General features: G+C 56.8%; 20 protein-coding genes. All 20 read left to right on the top strand.

All coding sequences use genetic code 11. The features are described from left to right. The 20 genes from ACQUQU_RS11270 to ACQUQU_RS11175 all read left to right on the top strand — a co-directional run bounded on the left by ACQUQU_RS11270 (position 1) and on the right by ACQUQU_RS11175 (position 19,061). Positions 1 to 339 (top strand): Hpt domain-containing protein, encoded by a 339-nt coding sequence (locus tag ACQUQU_RS11270; RefSeq protein WP_430459785.1) that lies wholly within the window; start codon positions 1 to 3, stop codon positions 337 to 339. Between the two features lie 162 nt (positions 340 to 501). Then, positions 502 to 1,860, top strand: coding sequence for a flagellar hook-length control protein FliK (locus ACQUQU_RS11265; RefSeq protein ID WP_430459784.1), 1,359 nt, complete (start codon positions 502 to 504; stop codon positions 1,858 to 1,860). Positions 1,861 to 2,134: 274 nt separating this feature from the next. Continuing rightward, positions 2,135 to 2,671, top strand: coding sequence for a flagellar basal body-associated FliL family protein (locus ACQUQU_RS11260; protein WP_430459783.1), 537 nt, complete (start codon positions 2,135 to 2,137; stop codon positions 2,669 to 2,671). A 12-nt stretch (positions 2,672 to 2,683) separates the two neighbouring features. Then, complete coding sequence (fliM, locus tag ACQUQU_RS11255; RefSeq protein WP_430459782.1) at positions 2,684 to 3,652, top strand: flagellar motor switch protein FliM; 969 nt, start codon at positions 2,684 to 2,686, stop codon at positions 3,650 to 3,652. Positions 3,653 to 3,675: 23 nt separating this feature from the next. Continuing rightward, positions 3,676 to 4,176: a flagellar motor switch protein FliN gene (gene fliN, locus ACQUQU_RS11250; RefSeq protein ID WP_430459781.1), complete on the top strand. Its 501-nt coding sequence runs from the start codon at positions 3,676 to 3,678 to the stop codon at positions 4,174 to 4,176. Further along, on the top strand, positions 4,151 to 4,570 hold the full coding sequence (fliO, locus tag ACQUQU_RS11245) for a flagellar biosynthetic protein FliO (RefSeq protein WP_430459780.1): 420 nt from the start codon (positions 4,151 to 4,153) through the stop codon (positions 4,568 to 4,570). The genes fliN and fliO overlap by 26 nt, the downstream gene beginning before the upstream one ends. Continuing rightward, positions 4,567 to 5,337: a flagellar type III secretion system pore protein FliP gene (fliP, locus tag ACQUQU_RS11240; protein ID WP_430459779.1), complete on the top strand. Its 771-nt coding sequence runs from the start codon at positions 4,567 to 4,569 to the stop codon at positions 5,335 to 5,337. Before fliO ends, fliP begins: the two co-directional genes overlap by 4 nt. Before the next feature lie 8 nt (positions 5,338 to 5,345). Beyond that, the gene (fliQ, locus tag ACQUQU_RS11235; protein WP_430459778.1) at positions 5,346 to 5,615 is read left to right on the top strand and encodes a flagellar biosynthesis protein FliQ; all 270 of its coding nucleotides are present in this window, start codon (positions 5,346 to 5,348) and stop codon (positions 5,613 to 5,615) included. A gap of 3 nt (positions 5,616 to 5,618) precedes the next feature. Then, positions 5,619 to 6,398, top strand: a complete 780-nt coding sequence (fliR, locus tag ACQUQU_RS11230) for a flagellar biosynthetic protein FliR (protein ID WP_430459777.1) — start codon at positions 5,619 to 5,621, stop codon at positions 6,396 to 6,398. 1 nt (position 6,399) lies between these two features. Next, positions 6,400 to 7,545 carry a flagellar biosynthesis protein FlhB gene (flhB, locus tag ACQUQU_RS11225; protein ID WP_430459776.1) on the top strand — a complete coding sequence of 382 codons (1,146 nt, stop codon included), beginning with the start codon at positions 6,400 to 6,402 and terminating at the stop codon, positions 7,543 to 7,545. A 135-nt stretch (positions 7,546 to 7,680) separates the two neighbouring features. Then, positions 7,681 to 9,885: a flagellar biosynthesis protein FlhA gene (gene flhA / locus ACQUQU_RS11220; protein ID WP_430459775.1), complete on the top strand. Its 2,205-nt coding sequence runs from the start codon at positions 7,681 to 7,683 to the stop codon at positions 9,883 to 9,885. Positions 9,886 to 9,897: 12 nt separating this feature from the next. Then, positions 9,898 to 11,280, top strand: a complete 1,383-nt coding sequence (flhF, locus tag ACQUQU_RS11215) for a flagellar biosynthesis protein FlhF (RefSeq protein ID WP_430459774.1) — start codon at positions 9,898 to 9,900, stop codon at positions 11,278 to 11,280. Between the two features lie 6 nt (positions 11,281 to 11,286). Continuing rightward, entirely contained in the window at positions 11,287 to 12,105 is an 819-nt protein-coding gene (locus ACQUQU_RS11210; protein ID WP_430459773.1) for a MinD/ParA family protein, read from the top strand. Between the two features lie 8 nt (positions 12,106 to 12,113). Then, entirely contained in the window at positions 12,114 to 12,845 is a 732-nt protein-coding gene (locus ACQUQU_RS11205; RefSeq protein ID WP_430459772.1) for an RNA polymerase sigma factor FliA, read from the top strand. A 230-nt stretch (positions 12,846 to 13,075) separates the two neighbouring features. Further along, positions 13,076 to 13,450, top strand: a complete 375-nt coding sequence (gene cheY, locus ACQUQU_RS11200) for a chemotaxis response regulator CheY (protein WP_430459771.1) — start codon at positions 13,076 to 13,078, stop codon at positions 13,448 to 13,450. A 15-nt stretch (positions 13,451 to 13,465) separates the two neighbouring features. Further along, complete coding sequence (locus tag ACQUQU_RS11195) at positions 13,466 to 14,248, top strand: protein phosphatase CheZ (protein WP_430459770.1); 783 nt, start codon at positions 13,466 to 13,468, stop codon at positions 14,246 to 14,248. Between the two features lie 12 nt (positions 14,249 to 14,260). Then, positions 14,261 to 16,609 (top strand): chemotaxis protein CheA, encoded by a 2,349-nt coding sequence (locus ACQUQU_RS11190; protein WP_430459769.1) that lies wholly within the window; start codon positions 14,261 to 14,263, stop codon positions 16,607 to 16,609. An 18-nt stretch (positions 16,610 to 16,627) separates the two neighbouring features. Then, a complete protein-coding gene (locus ACQUQU_RS11185) occupies positions 16,628 to 17,647 on the top strand; it encodes a protein-glutamate methylesterase/protein-glutamine glutaminase (RefSeq protein WP_430459768.1) in 1,020 nt (339 codons plus the stop codon). Then, positions 17,647 to 18,387 (top strand): motility protein A, encoded by a 741-nt coding sequence (locus ACQUQU_RS11180; protein WP_430459767.1) that lies wholly within the window; start codon positions 17,647 to 17,649, stop codon positions 18,385 to 18,387. The genes ACQUQU_RS11185 and ACQUQU_RS11180 overlap by 1 nt, the downstream gene beginning before the upstream one ends. Continuing rightward, a complete protein-coding gene (locus ACQUQU_RS11175) occupies positions 18,384 to 19,061 on the top strand; it encodes an OmpA family protein (protein WP_430459766.1) in 678 nt (225 codons plus the stop codon). Before ACQUQU_RS11180 ends, ACQUQU_RS11175 begins: the two co-directional genes overlap by 4 nt. Positions 19,062 to 19,087: the final 26 nt, after the last annotated feature.

Here is a 19,087-nt window from a genome sequence, read left to right as displayed (position 1 = left end):
GTGCTCACGGATCATTTTGATATTGATGCTATGGATATGCTGAGGGAGGTGATGGAAGACGAATTTCCGGAACTGATTCAGGTGTATCTGGAAGATTCCGACGCTCGCCTGCCCCAGTTGCATACAGCCGTTAATGACGGCAATGCCGTCGTCGTACGCGAACTGGCCCACAGCTTTAAAGGTGCCAGCAGTAATATCAGCGCAGCTCCTCTGGCCAAGCTTTGCTACGCGCTGGAAATGGCCGGCAAAAACAGCGATCTCGCCCAGGCGCCGGAGCTGGTTGGCCAGATTGAACAGGAATATTCTCAGGTCCGGCGTCTGCTGACCGAAATGATCTGAATTCTCCGCTTTGAGTGCTCTGATCCGGGCACTCATCACTGAGCGTCTGTTACGACGCTTTTCTTTTCTTACCCCTATCTTCCCGAGCGTTGGCCAAACTGGCCCGCCCTTTGCGTTATGCACTCAGAACCTTAATGACCATCCGCTTCTACGGAGCTGTTCATGAATGCTACGCAACCCAATTCATCCGTATTAAGTCTGTTCTCTATGCTCGGGCAGACACCGGATTCAGGCCTCTCAGCCCTGATGGATACTGAGGGCGGCGGGGATTTCTCGGCGCTGATGTCGACGCTGATGCCAGAAGATCTGTCGCTGGACAGCGCGTTGCCGGCCACGGTTTCGCCGCTCAGTCTGCTACAAACTTTGCCGCAGGATGATCAGGCTTTGCCGCTGCTGCCGACGGCGTTGCCGGGCCTGCCGGAGGAGGCGCTGCCGACGGCCGACGCCGGTGTGGACGATCTGCTCGGCCAGATCCGGCAGGCGCAGGAACCTCTGGCCTATCGACCGTTGTCAGCTCCGCTGACCGAAGCCGACCAGGAAGCGCTGGCAGACAGCACGGACGATGACACAAGCGATGCGCTGACTCTGGCCGGGCTCAGCCCGGAGGACGCGGCCAGCGCCGTGCTGGTTGGGCCACCACCACCGCCCGCGATGGCGGATGCGGTGGGCGATGCCATGACGGCGGATGACGGACTGAACATCGCCGCCGGTGAAGGTCGCCGCCGTCCGGATCTTCCGCAGGGTGGACTGAACAATGCGGCTGCACCGGCAGACGATGCGGAGACGGCCGTGGATCTGACCGCCAGTGATGCTTCAGATTTCTACATGGCCGACGATAAACCCGTCAGTGCGGATAAAGCCTCGTCCATGACTCAGTCGTTGTTCAGCGCCCAGAATGCGCAAAGCGCGTCGTCACTGACAACATCCGCCCAGACTCAGGCTCAGACCACAGTACCGCTGACGGCAACGGCGGTGGCTGCCGATAGCGCCACAACACCGACAACCGCCGCCGATGTATCAGCCGACCTGACAGCGTCAACGGATGAGCTTTCCGAAGGCAACCGCCTGCTGCATACCCGCGACAAACTGGATTTTGGTCAGGACCGTCGTGAATGGGGCGGTGCGTTGGGCGCGCGGATTGTCACCATGGTGGCCGATGACGTGAAGCAGGCACGCATTCAGCTCGACCCGCCGGAGCTTGGCAGCCTGGAGATTAAACTGCACATGAATCAGGACCAGGCCACGATTCAGGTGCAGACTCAGAATCCACAGGTACGCGAAGTGCTGGAGTCCAGTGCTCACCGGCTGCGCGACGCGCTTGCCAGTCAGGGGATTAACCTCAGCGGCTTTGATGTGTCAGATCAGGGCAGTGCGGGCACAGGTTCGGCCGGCGGCGAATCCGGTCAGCCGGGTGAGGGCGGTTATGCCGCCAATGGCTGGTCGGGTGACGAGGAACTGGCAGACAGTGAACAGACCAGCGTCAGCACCCACAGCCACTCATTACTCGATACCTTTGCCTGACGGACGGATGACAGCCTTCTGACAGACATCTGGCAGGAGGTATCTGAGTATTGCGTCAGTGACGGGGCCCTCTGGCCCCGTATTTCTTTTGCCACCGTTTTTTTGCCACCGTCGTGGCCTTCGTATCCGCTGCCGTAAATCCGGCGCGCCTTTCAGAACCTTCTAGACTTAACGCAGTATTCCGCTTTTTGACCGCATTAATTGATGGTTTTTTGACGGAAAACCTATGGCACAGCTATTGCTAAATTGACTTAACGACTGGAGAGCGTCTGACATGGCAGCAGAACAGGATTTAAAACTGGACGGCGGTAACGGCGGCGAGGAGCCGAAAAAAGGCGGCAAGATGAAGCTGATCATCATCATTGTCGGCGTATTACTGCTGGTGGGTATTGCCGTGGGCGCGACGCTGTTTCTGATGGGCGGTGACGACAGCGCGGCTGAAGGCGAGGCCGCTGCACCGGTTGAAGAAAAAGCCCCGGAAGAACCGAAAATTCCGGCTCAGTACGTGGTGCTGAAACCCGAATTTGTGGTGAGTTTTCAGGTGGGTACCCGCCAGCGTTTTCTGCAGGTCAATATTGAAGTCATGACCCGCAAACAAAGTGTGGTCGACGCGCTCAACCTGCACGAACCTATGATCCGCAACGACATTATCCGGATTATTGGCGAACAGAATTTCGATCGTCTGCGGACTCCGGAAGGCCGGGTAGAGCTGCAGATGAAACTGACAGAACACGTGGCTCAGCTGGTGCAGCGTGAGGCCGGTGTCGACGGTGTAGAAGCTGTGCTTTTCACTGATTTTGTAATGCAGTAAGGAAGAATCAGCGTGCAAGATTTACTGTCGCAGGATGAAATTGATGCGTTGCTCCACGGTGTCGACGAAGGCGACATCGAGCAGGAGCATGACATTGATGCGACGGGGGTAAAAGCCTACGACCTGACCAGCAACGACCGCATTGTGCGCGGTCGTATGCCGACGCTGGAAATGATCAATGAGCGTTTTGCACGCTACACCCGCATCAGCATGTTCAACTTTCTGCGCCGCAGTGCCGATGTGGCATCCGGTGGCGTGCAGATCATGAAATTCGGTGAATACGTACACACCCTGTACGTACCGACCAGTCTGAATCTGGTGAAAATGCGGCCGCTGCGCGGTACTGCCTTATTTATTCTCGACGCCAAACTGGTGTTCAAACTGGTGGACAACTTTTTTGGTGGCGACGGCCGTCACGCCAAAATTGAAGGCCGGGAATTCACGCCAACCGAAGTCCGTGTGGTGCAGCTGGTTCTGAGTCAGATATTCAAAGACATGATCGAAGCCTGGGCGCCGGTCATGAAACTGGATTTCGAATACGTAGGCTCTGAAGTTAACCCGGCCATGGCCAACATCGTGAGTCCGAGCGAAGTTGTGGTGGTGAGCACCTTTCACATCGAACTGGATGGTGGTGGCGGCGACCTGCACCTGACCTTCCCGTATTCCATGATCGAGCCGATCCGTGAAGTACTGGATGCCGGTGTGCAGAGTGACGTGGATGACGTTGATGAGCGCTGGCTGCAATCGCTGCGCGAAGACATTCTCGATGCGCGGGTACCGATACACGGCACGCTGGTCGAGCGTGAAATTACCCTGCGCGAAGTCGCCGCGCTGAAACCAGGTGACGTGATTCCGGTGGATATTCCGGAAGAATTTATTTTACAGGCGAATGGCGTACCGGTTTTCCGCGGGAAAATGGGTATTTCGAACGAAAATCTGGCGGTCAAAATTATTGACCAGCTGAAAAAACGTCGCCGCTGAGTTCGGATTTCAGGAGTAAGACTATGGCTGATGAAAAAGACGATCTGACCGCCGAAGAAGGCGGTGATCTGGACCCGCAGGCACTGGCCGATTCAGTCGCCGCCGGTGTGAGTGACGCATCATCCGATGAAGAAGCACTGGCCGACGAGTGGGCCGCCGCGATGGCCGAGTCCGGTGATGACGAAGGTGAAAGTGACGATGTCCGTCAGGTTGAAATGGAAGAGCTGCACGATGAGAGCAGTCCCCGCGAAACCAACGGCCCGGGCCCGGAACTCGACGTTATTCTCGATATTCCGGTGCGCATTTCCATGGAAGTGGGCGCAACCCAGATTCCGATCCGTAACCTGCTGCAGCTGAATCAGGGCTCGGTGGTCGAGCTCGACCGTCTGGCCGGTGAACCGCTGGACGTGATGGTCAACGGTACGCTGATTGCCCACGGTGAAGTGGTGATGGTGAACGACAAATTCGGTATCCGTCTGACCGATGTGGTGAGTCAGAGTGAACGTATTCAGCGTCTGCGTTAAGTCAATGATGGTACTGGGCGTGATGCTCAGCACCTCCGTTATGGCGGCGGACGCTGCGCTGCCGGCGGCCCCGGCACCCATCGCATCCGCCGGAAAGGTCATGTTTTTTCTGCTGATCACGCTGGTGCTGATTGTCGGGCTGGCCTGGATTGTCAGTAAAACCCGCGGCGTGCAGCTGGCTCAGGGGCAGGGCAAGGTGCGTGTCGTGGCGACCTTACCTCTGGGGATGAAAGAAAAAATTGCCGTCATTCAGGTTGGCGACAAACAAATGGTGGTCGGTGTGACCGCCCAGCAGATCACGCATCTGGGGGATCTGGATGAACCTCTGGCGCTGGATGCGCCCGCCGCGGCTGGCAGTTTTCAGGAATTATTAAAAAAAGCGATCCGGTCATGAAATCTGCAATGCTGATCCGCCTGATGTTTGTTCTGCTGGGATTCTGTATGCCTGTGCTGGCACAGGCGGCTGATCCGGCTCCGTCCTTTCTCGGGGTTCCGGCCCTGACCTTCACCACCACCGACAACGGCGGTGAATACTCAGTCACGATTCAGATTCTGGCGGTCATGACGCTGCTGGCGGTACTGCCGTCACTGCTGATCATGATGACCTCGTTTACGCGGATTATTGTCGTACTGGCGATTTTACGTCAGGCCATGGGTCTGCAGCAGACACCATCCAATCAGGTTTTACTCGGGCTGGCGTTGTTTCTGACCTTGTTCATTATGATGCCGGTCTTCCGCGTGATTAATGCCGATGCACTGCAGCCTTATCTGGCTGAAACCATCACGCCGCTGGAGGCGGCTAACAGGGCGATTAAGCCCCTGCACGAATTCATGCTGGCCCAGACCCGCGAGAACGATCTGGATCTGTTCGTTCGACTAAGCGGCGACACCACAATCGCCACGCCGGAAGACACCCCGATTCACGTGCTGATTCCGGCCTTTATTACCAGCGAACTGAAAACCGCCTTTCAGATCGGTTTCCTTATTTTTATTCCGTTTCTGATTATCGACCTGGTGGTCGCCAGTATTCTGATGGCCATGGGTATGATGATGTTGTCGCCCATTATTATTTCGCTGCCCTTTAAAATCATGCTGTTCGTATTAATTGACGGCTGGGCGCTGATCATGGGCACGCTGGCAACCAGTTTCGGCACAGTGTAGGGGACGCTATGACACCAACGGCCATCGGTGATCTGTTTACCAATGCCATGTATCTGGTGCTGGTGATTGTGGTGGTGATTATTGTGCCCAGTCTGGTGGTGGGTCTTATTGTCAGTACCTTTCAGGCCGCGACTCAGATTAACGAACAGACGCTGAGCTTTCTGCCACGTCTGGTGGTGACCCTGCTGGCGATTATTGCTTTGGGCCCCTGGGCGGTGAATGCGGTGATCGATTACACCCGCGAATTATTCATGAATATTCCCTTTCTTATCGGCTGAACCATGCTCGAACTCGACGCCATCGAAGTCAGTCACTGGATCAGCCGCTACCTGTATCCCTTTGCGCGCATCAGCGGCCTGTTGATGGTGATGCCACTTATCGGCACACGCATGGTGTCGCAACGTATCCGGCTGTTATTGGCCGTGTCGATTACTCTGGTACTGGTGCCGGTATTACCGCCTTTTCCGGCGCCGGATGCCTTATCGCTGGCATCACTGGTGATCATTCTGCAGCAACTGCTGATCGGTATTGCACTGGGGTTTGTGGTGGAACTGGTCACGCAGATTTTTGTGATTGCCGGGCAATTAATTGCCATGCAGACCGGTCTTGGCATCGCAACCACGGTCGACCCGTCGCAGGGGGCTTCCGTGGTGGTGGTCAGCCAGTGGTTGCTGTTTATGGTGAGTCTGGTGTTTCTGTCGCTCAACGGGCATCTGGTGCTGATTGAAATTCTTGCCGACAGTTTTATTTCATTGCCGGTGGGCTATGACGGACTGGGCCCTGAGGCCTTTGGTCTGATCGTCAGCTGGAGCGGCTGGATGTTTGCCGCCGCACTGGTCATTGCTTTGCCGGCGCTGACGGCGCTGCTGATCGTTAACCTCGCGTTCGGTGTCATGACCCGGGCCGCGCCGCAGCTGAATATTTTTGCACTGGGTTTTCCGGTCACCATGCTGGTCGGCCTGTTGATTCTTTGGCTCAGCCTCAGCGACATGGCACAGAGTTTTCAAGAGTACATGGACGTGCTGTTTGAATTCATAAAAAAATTGACGGAGTTGTCCTGACATGGCGGAAGAAACCGGCCAGGAGAAAACCGAAGAACCCACGTCGCGAAGGTTAGAAAAAGCCCGCGAAGAAGGTCAGGTTCCGCGCTCGAAAGAACTGAACACCACCATGGTGCTGTTATTTGGCGCTGCCGGATTAATGGCGTTCGGCCCCTGGCTGGCCGATCACATCAATGAAATTGCGCACATGGGTTTTTCCTTCAACCGGGAAACCGCATTCGATTCGAGCATGATGGGCAGCTTTCTTGGCGCTTCATTGCGCGAGGCAGCGCTGGGTCTGGCACCCTGGCTGGCGCTGGTGTTATTTGCTGCCTTTCTCGGACCCATCGGCGTTGGAGGCTGGCTGTTTTCCAGTAAGGCGATTGCGCCAAAATTGGATCGGCTGGATCCGCTGGCTGGCCTGAAGCGCATGTTCTCGGCCAATTCTGTGGTCGAGCTGGTGAAATCCTGGGCCAAAGTGCTGGTGGTGGGGTTTGTCGCCTGGTTGGTGCTCAGTCACTATTTTACCGACGCCATGAACCTTGCCCGTCAGGATACCGAGCCGGCCATTGCCGGGGCGGTGGATATTATTTTGTGGAGCGTCATTTTTCTGTGCGCGTCGACGGCCATCATCGCCATGGTCGATGTGCCGTGGCAGATATACAGTCACACCAAAAAACTGCGCATGACGCTGCAGGAAATCAAAGACGAATACAAAGAAAGCGAAGGGCGGCCGGAAGTGAAAGGCCGCATCCGCCGTCTGCAGCGTGAAATTGCCCAGCGGCGCATGATGGCCGATGTACCGACCGCCGATGTGGTGATCACCAACCCGACACACTATTCGGTAGCGCTGTCGTATAAATCTGACCTGATGAAAGCCCCGGTGCTGGTGGCCAAAGGGTCTGATCAGGTGGCGTTAAAAATCCGCGAAATTGCCAAAGAGCACAACGTGCCCATGATGCAGGCGCCACCACTGGCGCGGGCCCTGTACGTACACGCCAAGGTTGGCGAGGAAATTCCCGAAGGTCTGTATGTGGCGGTGGCGCAGGTGCTGGCCTACATCTATCAGATGGATCTGTTCGTCAAAGGCCGTGGGCCCAAACCACAGCGCAAACCGGATATGCCGATTCCGCGCGATTTCCGCGTCGACCCAGACCCGCAGACCTGACCCGTGCAACCAACAACAACGCCCGATTATTCGGGCGTTGTTGTTTCTGATCAGCATAAATTTTTCCGTTAACGACCGAAGTGGGAAAGGTTTTTGCAATCATGGGTTTAGTGATGTTTTTCTGACGGATACACAATGGCCACCGCAACCAAGTCGCAGATACTCGGTCCGCTCAAGCAAGTCGCCACCGGACTGGCGCAGGGCAACCTCGGCATTCCGGTGATGCTGCTGGTGCTGCTCGGCATGATGACGCTGCCGCTGCCGCCGTTTCTGCTCGATACCTTTTTTACCTTCAATATTGCACTGTCGATTGTGGTGCTGCTGGTCAGTGTGTACGCCAGACGCCCGCTCGATTTCGCCATTTTTCCGACCATTCTGCTGGTCGCTACCTTGCTGCGTCTGGCGCTGAACGTTGCCTCAACCCGGGTGGTGCTGCTGTACGGCCACGAGGGGGGCGATGCCGCCGGTAAAGTGATCGAGGCCTTCGGTGAAGTGCTGATCGGCGGTAACTATGCGGTCGGTCTGGTGGTGTTCATGATTCTGATGATCATCAACTTCGTGGTGGTCACCAAAGGTGCAGGCCGGGTATCGGAAGTGAGTGCCCGCTTCACTCTGGATGCCATGCCCGGTAAACAGATGGCCATCGACGCCGACCTGAACGCCGGTCTGATCGACGCCGATCAGGCGAAAACCCGCCGGGCCGACGTTGCTGCCGAAGCCGATTTCTACGGCTCAATGGACGGTGCCAGTAAATTCGTCAAAGGCGACGCCGTCGCCGGTATCTTAATTCTGATCATCAACGTGGTCGGTGGCTTTGGTATTGGTATGGCACAGCATGGCCTGACCTTCAGCGATGCGGTGTCTGCCTACACGCTGCTGGCCATCGGTGACGGTCTGGTGGCCCAGATTCCGTCGCTGCTGCTGTCCACCGCCACGGCCATCATGGTGACCCGTAACGGCACCGACGAAGACATGGGCCAGCAGGTATTTGGCCAGATGTTCTCGTCGTCGCGCGCGCTCGGGGTGTCGGCGGGTCTGATGTTCCTGATGGGGTCTGTGCCCGGCATGCCGCACACCGTGTTTATGTCTGCGGCGCTGCTGGCCGGCGGCGCGGCCTATTACATTCACTGGAAGAAAGAGGGCGGCAAACTGGGCGACACCATTGCCCGCCGTCTGAGCGGCAGTGCGCAGGAGCCACAGGCGCTGCCGGCGTCGTCCGGTCCGGCCGGTGCTCTGGCGGCACCGAAAGAAAAAGCCGAGGCGGCCATCAAGCAAATGGAAGTGAAAGAGCTCGGCTGGGACGACGTTGAACCGGTGGATCGCGTCGGCCTTGAGGTGGGCTACCGTCTGATCCCGCTGGTCGATAAAAACCAGGGCGGGCAGCTGTTGAACCGCATCAAAGGCGTCCGCCGTAAGTTGTCGCAGGAACTGGGCTTCCTGATGCCGTCGGTGCATATCCGCGACAACCTCGATCTGCTGCCGAATCAGTACCGCATCACCCTGATGGGCGTCACCTTGGCCGAGGCGGAAATTTTCCCCGAGCGGGAGCTGGCCATTAACCCGGGTCAGGTGTTCGGCAAAATCGACGGCCAGCCCACCAAAGACCCGGCCTTCGGTCTGGACGCTTTCTGGATCGACTCTGACAAGAAAGACCGGGCGCAGACGTTGGGCTATACCGTGGTCGATGCCTCGACTGTGGTGGCCACTCACCTGAATCAGAAACTCATGCGCCACGCCCACGAACTGCTGGGTCACGAGGACGTTCAGCAGCTGGTCGATATGCTGGCCAAGCAATCGCCGAAACTGGCCGAAGAGCTGGTGCCGAATACGGTTTCCATCAGTCAGTTGCTGGCAGTGCTGCAGAACCTGCTGCGGGAACGGGTGCCTATCCGCGATCTGCGCTCCATCGCCGAGTCTTTGGCGAACAGCGGCAGCCAGAGTCAAGATACCGCCGCTATGACCGCCCGTGCGCGCCTCGCCCTGAGCCGCATGATCGTCCAGAACATCTATGGCAACGAGGATCAGCTGGTGGTTATGACGCTGGATCCGGGTCTGGAACAGTTGTTGCTTAAGTCACTTCAACAGACCGCTCAGCAGGGCGGAACGCAGGGGCTGGTGCTGGAGCCGACCATGGCCGACACCCTTCAGCGTTCGCTGGCCGAAGCGGTTCAGGCACAGGAAATGGCAGGGCGTCCGGCGGTATTGCTGGTCACCAGTCAGCTGCGTCCGGCGATGTCCCAGTTTGTGCGTAACAGCATCGATCAGCTGAACGTGCTGGCGTATCAGGAAATTCCGGATAACAAGAGTATTACCATTGTCGCCAGCATCGGCGGCAAGTAGTGAGTGACGACTATGAAAGTAAAACGCTTCACCGCTGCCAATATGCAACAAGCGCTGCGCATGGTGTCCCAGGAGCTGGGTGCCGATGCCGTGATTCTGTCGAGCAAAAAAGTGACCGCCGGTATCGAGGTGGTGGCTGCGCTCGACTACCAGTCGGGGAATGCGCAGCACACGGCAGAAGTGGACCGTCAGCTGCGTCTGCAACAGGAGCTGGAAGCCGCCAAGGTTGCCTCGCGTGAGCCGCAGACAGTGGCCAAGCGCGACGAACGCCGCGAGGAACGGGAAGCCTATGCCCGCCGTGCCGATGTCAGCAGCCGCGATGGTTTGTCGGCGGTGCTCAGCGGGCTGAAAAAAGACACTCTGCCGCAGGACAGAAGCGCCCCGCTGATGCCACCTGAGAGCGAGCCGGAAGAGCCTGTGCTGCGCCGCGCGAGCGACTGTGATGAATCCTGGTACAGCAACGCACTGGCGCAGATGACCGGTGAACTGCGCGAACTGAAAGACTGGATGGTCAGTCATCAGGGCAGTGCCTGGGACAGCCGCCGGCCACTGACCTGGCAACAGTCGCAGCTCTGGCAACGCTGTCAGGACGTCGGGCTGGAGCCGGCCTGGGCCGACCGCATCACCAGCCGTCTGGACGCCAATCTGGATCTCGACGACGCCTGGGCCCGGGCGCTGAAACTGATCGCCGGCGATCTGCCCATCGCACCGACCGGCATGATTGAACGTGGCGGTATGTTCGCGCTGGTGGGTCCGACCGGTGCCGGCAAGACCACCACCATCGGCAAGCTGGCGGCGCAGTTTGTGATCCGCAACGGCGCCGATTCAGTGGCACTGGTGACGCTCGACAACTACCGCGTTGCCGCCCACGACCAGCTCAAAACCTTCTCGCGCATTCTCGGTGTGGCAATGCACACAGTGCCGGCGGGTGGGGATCTCGGCAAAGTGCTGGACGGCCTGAAAGGCAAGAAACTGGTGCTGGTGGACAGCGCAGGACTTGGCAGTCAGGACCCACATTTTGGTGTGCAGTTGTCTATGCTTAAAAAGGCGGGGGCCCGCCTGCGCAAACTGCTGGTATTGCCACTGACCAGTCAGGGCCGGTGCCTGCAGGAAAACTACGAACATTTTAAAGCGGCGGGACTGACCGGCTGTGTATTCACCAAACTGGATGAATGCTTCAGCCTCGGACCAGCGCTCAGCGTGGCCGCGCTGACGCACCTGCCGGTTACTCTGGTAACCGACGGTCCGCATATTCCCGACGATGTGCATTACCCGGACGCCGTCAAACTGGTGAGTCTGGCGGAGCAGATGGCCCGCATGGCCCGTACCCGCTGGCAGGCCGCAGAGGCGATGAATTTCGCCAATCAGCAGTCCGGTATTCAACATGGAGCATAAGTAACAATGGCTAGGCATCCAGTTCAGGTGATTGCTGTAACCGGTGGTAAAGGTGGTGTCGGCAAAAGCAATGTGTCGGTCAACCTCGCCATTGCTCTGGCAGAAATGGGCCGCAGGGTCGTGGTGCTCGACGCCGACCTTGGGTTAGCCAACATCGATATCCTGTTGGGTATCAGCGCTAACAAAACCATCGAAAACGTCCTCGCCGGCGAATGCGACCTGCGAGAAGTGATGGTGCGTGGTCCCGGTGGTATCCGCGTGGTGCCGGCCTCTTCCGGCACGCAAAAACTGTCGCAGCTGAATGCGATGGAACACGCTGGGCTGATTCAGGCCTTCAGTGATGTTGGCGACGACATCGACGTGCTGATCATTGATACCGCGGCCGGTATTTCCGACACGGTTATGAGTTTTGTGCGCGCCGCGCAGGAAGTGCTGGTGGTGGTAACCGACGAGCCTACGTCCATAACCGATGCCTACGCGCAGATCAAATTGCTGAACCGCGACTACGGCCTGTTCCGCTTCCGCATTCTGGCCAACATGGTCAAAACCCCGCAGGAAGGGAATGCGCTGTTCGCCAAGCTGACCAAAGTAACCGACCGTTTTCTGGAAGTGGCTATGCAGTATGTGGGCGCCATTCCTCAGGACGATGCGGTGAAACGGGCTGTGCAGCGTCAGAAAGCCGTGGTGGATGCGTATCCGCGTGCGAAGGCATCGACCGCCTTCCGCGCACTGGCGAAAAAGGTGGACTCCTGGCCGTTGCCTTCGTCTCCGCGTGGGCATCTGGAGTTTTTCGTTGACCGTCTGGTGCAGGAAGCCGGAGCCTGACGGTTGTTATGCCTGTAGGAAATTGTCTGGTGTATTCCGACGTTCAGAAGCTGGATTACGAACAACTGGTCAAAGAGCACGCGACGCTGGTGAAACGCATTGCGCACCACCTGCTGGGTCGTTTGCCGGACAGCGTTCAGCTGGATGACCTGATTCAGGCCGGCATGATCGGTCTTATCGAAGCGGCGCGGAAATACGATGGCGGCAAAGGGGCGAGTTTTGAAACCTATGCTGGCATCCGTATCCGCGGCGCCATGCTTGATGAAATCCGCAAAGGAGACTGGGCACCGCGCTCAGTGCACCGTAATTCGCGCCGCATCAGCGAAGCGATCAAACAAGTGGAAAGCATGAAGGGCCGCGACGCCGACGACAGCGAAGTGGCAGAATTCATGGGCATCAGTCAGGACGAGTACCACTCGATTCTGCAGGACAGCGCGGGTTGCCGCCTGTTCAGCTTTGAAGAAGTGGTCGAAAAAAGCGAAGCCGGTTTTGACGTGTTTGAAGAAGAATCGCCCAATCCGCTCGACGGCATTGAGCGCGAAGACTTCCAGCGGCAGCTGGCCGACGCCATCCGTTCATTGCCAGAGCGCGAGCAACTGGTGCTGGCGCTGTACTACGATGAAGAACTCAACCTGAAAGAAATCGGTGCTGTGCTCGGCGTCAGCGAGTCGCGGGTCAGTCAGCTGCACAGCCAGGCCGCTCACCGTTTACGCGCCCGTCTGGGGAGCTGGATCAACTGATAGCGGACCTTTTCGCGGTCTGTGTCCCCTCCCTTGGTCTGCTCTTCCTCAGGATGCCGGAGCAAGTTCCGGCATTTTGCCTGCTTTACACGCTAACTCCTTCCCCCCATTGAAAAAACGCCCCTCTGTCAGTCCTCTTTCTGGATAAGTGATTAACTGCGTCTACACTAAATCGAAGGAACGACTTGGATTATGAAAGTCGATTACTGGAGGTCGTTTTGGACAAAAACATGAAAATTCTCATCGTGGATGACTTTTCCACCATGAGACGAATCGTCAAAAACCTGTTACGCGATCTGGGGTTTACCAACACTCAGGAAGCAGACGATGGCACCACGGCATTACCTATGCTGCAGAACGGTGACTTCGATTTTCTGGTTACCGACTGGAACATGCCGGGTATGACCGGCCTGGATCTGCTGAAAAAAGTGCGGGCAGATGACCGCCTGAAAAACCTTCCGGTACTGATGGTGACGGCGGAAGCCAAGCGCGATCAGATCGTGGCAGCGGCTCAGGCAGGCGTGAACGGTTACGTTGTGAAGCCTTTCACTGCTGCGGTGCTGAAGGAAAAGATCGACAAGATCTTTGAACGCGTCGAAGGCTAACAGGAAGGCAACTCGATGGCCGGGATCAATCTCGATACCGAAAGCAACGCCGTAGGCGCAGAAATCCGTTCGCTGGCAGAGAAGATGCTCCGCCAGCTCGAAAACGGCAATCTGAGTCAGGCGGTTGCGCTGGTAAACGACCTCAACGAGGTTCGCGACCGGACGTTGTACAACGAAATCGGACGCCTGACCCGTGCGCTGCACGAGGCCATAAAAAATATACGGGTTGATTCGTCGGTGGGGGCAGGTTCAGAAATTGAACACGCGACCGATAAATTAACCTACGTGCTGGAAATGACCGATAAGTCGGCCAACCGCACCATGGATCTTGTCGATGCCGGTATGCCGCTGGCGACCGACATTCACGACCGCGCCACCGCGCTGGCGAAGGAATGGAAACGTTTTCTGAATAAAGAGCTCAAGCCCGATGAATTTCGTGCCCTGAGCAAAGATATCAATCAGTTTCTGAGCGACAGTGCTAACCAGTCGCGTCAGTTACAGGGCCAGTTATCCGACATTGTACTGGCTCAGGATTTTCAGGATTTAACCGGGCAGGTCATTCATAAAGTGGCCGCGCTGGTGAAAGACGTGGAGGGCCGTTTGGTCCAGTTGGTGGCGATGGCCGGTAAGGTGGATTCCATCACCGGTATGGTTCATCAGGACATAGACGCTGTAGAAACAGTGACTGACAAAGGCCCGGATATCGCTGCGGAAGGACCGCAGATTAATAAGTCCAATGAAGACGTAGTTGCCAGCCAGGATGATGTTGATGACTTACTGTCCAGTCTTGGTTTTTAAAGGAGCTAACGGATGAGTTTCGATGCAGATGAAGAGATTCTCCAGGATTTCCTAGTTGAAGCGGGAGAAATTCTTGAGCAGCTCTCTGAACAGCTTGTCGATCTTGAGCAACGTCCTGACGATAAGAACCTGTTGAACGCCATTTTCCGTGGATTTCACACGGTAAAAGGCGGTGCGGGTTTCCTGCAACTCAACCCTCTGGTGAACTGCTGTCACGCCGCCGAAAACGTGTTCGACACCCTGCGTAATGGCAATCGTTCGGTGAATGCCGATTTAATGGACGTGGTGCTGCAGGCCCTCGATTCCGTTAATGAAATGTTCGAAGCCGTCCGCTCAGGTGCGACGCCACAGGAAGCCGACCACAGCCTGATCGAGCGTTTACACGAACTGGCGCTGCCTGAATCCGAAGACGAAAAAGCCGCTGCTGAAGCTCCGGCAGAGGTGGTTGAAGAAGCGGTCATGGAGGAGGCGGCAGAGTCAGAAGACGCGCCAGCCGATGATTTCTTCGACGAGCCCGCCCCGGCCGCTGCCGCGGATTCCGGTGACATCACCGACGACGAATTTGAACAGCTGCTGGATGCCCTCGACGAGCAACCGGCCAAAGCCGCCGCGGCTCCGGCCGCCCCGGCCGCTGCCGACGATGATGATTTGTTTGATATCGGTAGCGATGCGCCAGCGGCCAGCGATGACGAAATCACCGAAGACGAATTTGAAGCTCTGCTGGATCAGATCCACGGCAAAGGTAAACATTCGTCCAACGCGCCCAAAGACGAAGCACCGGCCGCAACTCAGGCCAAAGCCCCGGCAGCTGCCGACGCGGCACAAGAGTCAGAAGCTGCACCGGCCGCAGGTGGCAGTGGCGACCTGATTACCGATTCTGAATTTGAAGAGTTGCTGGACCGTCTGCACGGTAAAGGCAAGCATTCCAATGCCCCGACCGGTGAAGACGAAGTTGCTGAAAAGCCTGCAGCCCCTGCGAAACCCGCAGCACCTGCAAAGCCTGCAGCGCCGGAAAAGCCAGCAGCGGCAGCCAAACCCGCTGCGTCTGATAAACCAGCGGCCGCGGCGAAACCTGCAGCAAAACCTTCGACGCCAGCTAAGCCAGAGCCGGCAGTCAAGCCCACGGCTGCCAGTGCAGAACCGGCGGCCAAAGCGCCTGCGGTCGATAAAGATGCGGCGGCAGAAGCCACAGTACGGGTTGATACCAAGCGTCTCGACGACATCATGAACATGGTGGGTGAGCTGGTGCTGGTGCGTAACCGTCTGGTTCGTCTGGGCCTGAAGAGCACCGATGAATCCATGGCCAAAGCCGTTGCCAACCTCGATGTGGTTACCGGTGATCTGCAGGCGTCGGTGATGAAAACGCGGATGCAGCCGATTAAGAAAGTATTCGGCCGCTTCCCTCGTGTGGTTCGCGATCTGGCCCGTCAGCTGAAAAAAGAAATTAACCTTGAATTGCGCGGTGAAGAAACCGACCTGGATAAAAACCTGGTTGAGGCCCTCGCGGATCCGCTGGTTCACTTAGTGCGTAATTCGGTCGACCACGGTATTGAAATGCCGGATGACCGCGAGAAGAAAGGCAAAGCCCGAGTGGGTACTGTCATTCTGTCCGCCGAGCAGGAAGGTGACCATATTCTGCTGATTATTCAGGACGACGGTAACGGCATGGACCCAGCCATTCTGCGGCGTAAAGCGGTAGAAAAAGGCCTCATGGATCAGGACGCGGCAGACCGCCTGACAGAAAATGAATGTTTTAATCTGATTTTTGCGCCGGGTTTTTCCACCAAAGATCAGATCTCCGATGTGTCGGGGCGTGGCGTGGGCATGGACGTGGTGAAAACCAAAATCGCTCAGCTCAACGGCACGATTAATATCGATTCACGCATGGGCATAGGTACCAGTATCCGCATCAAGGTTCCGCTGACGCTGGCGATTATGCCGACGCTGATGGTGATGCTGAAAAATCAGGCCTTTGCGTTTCCGCTGGTCAGCGTGAATGAAATTTTCCATCTGGATTTAACCAAAACCAACGTCGTTGACGGACAGGAAGTGGTGGTCGTGCGTGAAAAGCCGATTCCTCTCTTCCACCTGAAACGCTGGCTGGTGAAAGGCGAAACTCACTCTAAGGCCGATGAGACCGCGCATGTGGTGGTGGTATCGGTTGGTACCAAGCGAGTCGGTTTTGTGGTTGATCAGCTGGTGGGGCAGGAAGAAGTGGTGATCAAACCACTGGGTAAAATGCTGCATGGCACCGCAGGTATGGCAGGTGCCACCATTACCGGTGATGGCCGCATAGCCCTGATTCTGGACATACCAAGCATGCTCGGACGTTACGCCAGTAAGCAATCCAACGCAGCCTGATAAGGAACACCTGTTTTCATGAGTATTCGAGTGCTCGTTGTGGACGACTCCGGCTTTTTCCGTCGCCGGGTAACCGACATCATTAATGCGGACAGTCGCATGGAAGTGGTGGGGGTTGCTCAGAACGGTCTTGAAGCCATTGAAATGAATGAGTCGCTCAAGCCCGATGTCATCACCATGGACTACGAAATGCCGGTCATGGATGGCATTACGGCGGTGCGCAATATCATGCAGCGCCGGCCTGTGCCTGTGCTGATGTTCTCCTCGCTGACCTTCGAAGGTGCCCGCGTTACGCTGGACGCGCTGGATGCTGGCGCACTGGACTTTCTGCCGAAGAATTTTGACCAGATCGCGAAAGATGCGGTTCAGATCAAGCGTGCCCTGACGGATAAAATTGCCGCCGTAGCCAAGGCGCAGAATAAAGCCGAAGTTCAGAAAGTGTCCCGCCCTGTGGTGCGCGGCAAATTAAAACAGACCGAACTGGTGGTCATTGGTACATCCACCGGTGGACCGGCGGCGTTGCAGACGCTGTTCAAAAGTATTCCGGGCACTTTCAGAACGCCGATCATTATTGTGCAGCATATGCCAGGTTCGTTTACCAAGGCCTTTGCCGAGCGCCTGAATTCGCTGAGCCCGTTGATGGTTAAAGAGGCGTCCGACGGTGAACGTATCGAACCCGGCCATGTGTATGTTGCGCCGGGTGGTATGCAACTCATGGTGGATCGTCGCGGCAGTGGCAGTATTCATATCCGCGAAAGTGACGAGCGGGTGAATTATCGTCCCAGTGTGGACATCGCTTTTGCGTCAGCCGCCAAACACTATGGCAATAAAACCCTTGGAATCATTCTGACCGGCATGGGAGCTGACGGTCGGGAAGGAGCCCGCCTGCTGAAACAGTCGGGAGCAACCATATGGGCACAGGACGAAGACAGCTGTGTCATTTTCGGAATGCCGCTGGCCGTTATCAAGGAAGGATTGAGCGATGAAATCCTCTCACTGAAAGATATCGGACCGAGGTTAACTGAAGAGGTGACCTGATGGATCGCTGGTCGCTTGCGCTGGTACTGCTTGCCGTAGCGGCCGTTCTGACCGGGTTTACTCTTGAAGGCGGCAGTCTGGCCGCACTGTGGAACGCACCGGCGGCGTTAATCGTCTTTGGCGGCGGTTTATTGGCCACCGCCGTTCAGCTGCCTTCAGCCCACGTAAAACCGTTTTTTTCTCTGCTTTCCTGGCTGGTCGCCCCACCCAATTATTCCCTCGATGCTCTGCTCAGCAAACTGATGGCCACTGGCAACGCCTTGCGCAAGGATGGCCCGCTGGCACTTGAAAAAGTAGCGTCTACTGAACAAGACCCTTTTCTGCGCAAAGCCCTTTCTCTGCTGGCCGATGGTCACGATGTTGAAAGTATGGAATCAGCCTTGCTGCTCGAATTACGCAACCGCGAGCAACGAGACGACGAAATGGTCGGGCTGCTCGACAGTCTGGCCGGCTATTTACCGACCCTGGGCATCGTTGGCGCCGTGCTCGGCTTAATGCAGGTATTGTCGAGCATTAAAGAACCCGAAGCGCTGGCGGCTGCCATCGCTACCGCGTTTGTAGCGACCTTTTATGGTGTCGCCAGCGCCAACCTGATTGTCATACCTCTGGCGTCCGCCCTGCGGCAACGTCTTGCCGTGCGCAGCCGTTATTACGAAGCCATGATGCTTGGCATCGTGGCCCTGCGTAATGGCGCAAATCCGATGGCGTTGCGCTATCGCATGCAGGGTATGGTGCTGTGAAACGCCCCGACCCCCATCGCTGGCTGGTGTCGTACGCCGACTACATGACGCTTTTATGTGTGTTTTTCATCATGTTGTATGCCGTGCAGCTGATCGACGATGAAGAAGGCGCGGCCATTAAATCTGAACTGGAAGGTTTATTTTCTACCGTATTGCCGCCTGAACCGATCACCCCGCCAACCTTGTCGACTCCGCTGGAGGACGGCAACGGATTATTGCCACTGGTCGCCGATTTGCGTCAGGTCGCTCAATTTATTCCGGAATCGGACGATATACGTATTGAAGGGGATATTGACTGGATCACGGTGTCGCTGAATGCCGACCTGTTATTCCGGCCCGGTGAAACCAGTATCCGTAATGAAGCGATACCGCTGATTGAGGCGATTGCCGCTGAGCTTAAGGATTATCCCTTTCCGCTGAATGTGCAGGGTCATGCCGATGATACGCCGGCGCATGGCATGACCAATTGGGAAATTTCCGCGTTGCGCGCCGCCGCCGTGGTGCAGAATCTGGCGTTGTATGGCGTTGCGCCACAACGCATGGCGGCCATGGGATTATCCTATTACCACCCGGTGAGCAAAGGCGATTCGGAAGAAGATAAAGCCCGCAACCGCCGGGTCGTGATTTATATGACCCAGACGGATACCGCTGCCTGGACGCGTCCGGGGCAATAACTGACACGATTTTTGCGTGTGAGAGA

The organism is Thalassolituus sp. LLYu03 (assembly GCF_050507655.1).
Taxonomy (GTDB): Bacteria; Pseudomonadota; Gammaproteobacteria; order Pseudomonadales; family Oceanobacteraceae; genus Venatoribacter.
This window is presented reverse-complemented; position numbering and strand designations above follow the sequence as displayed.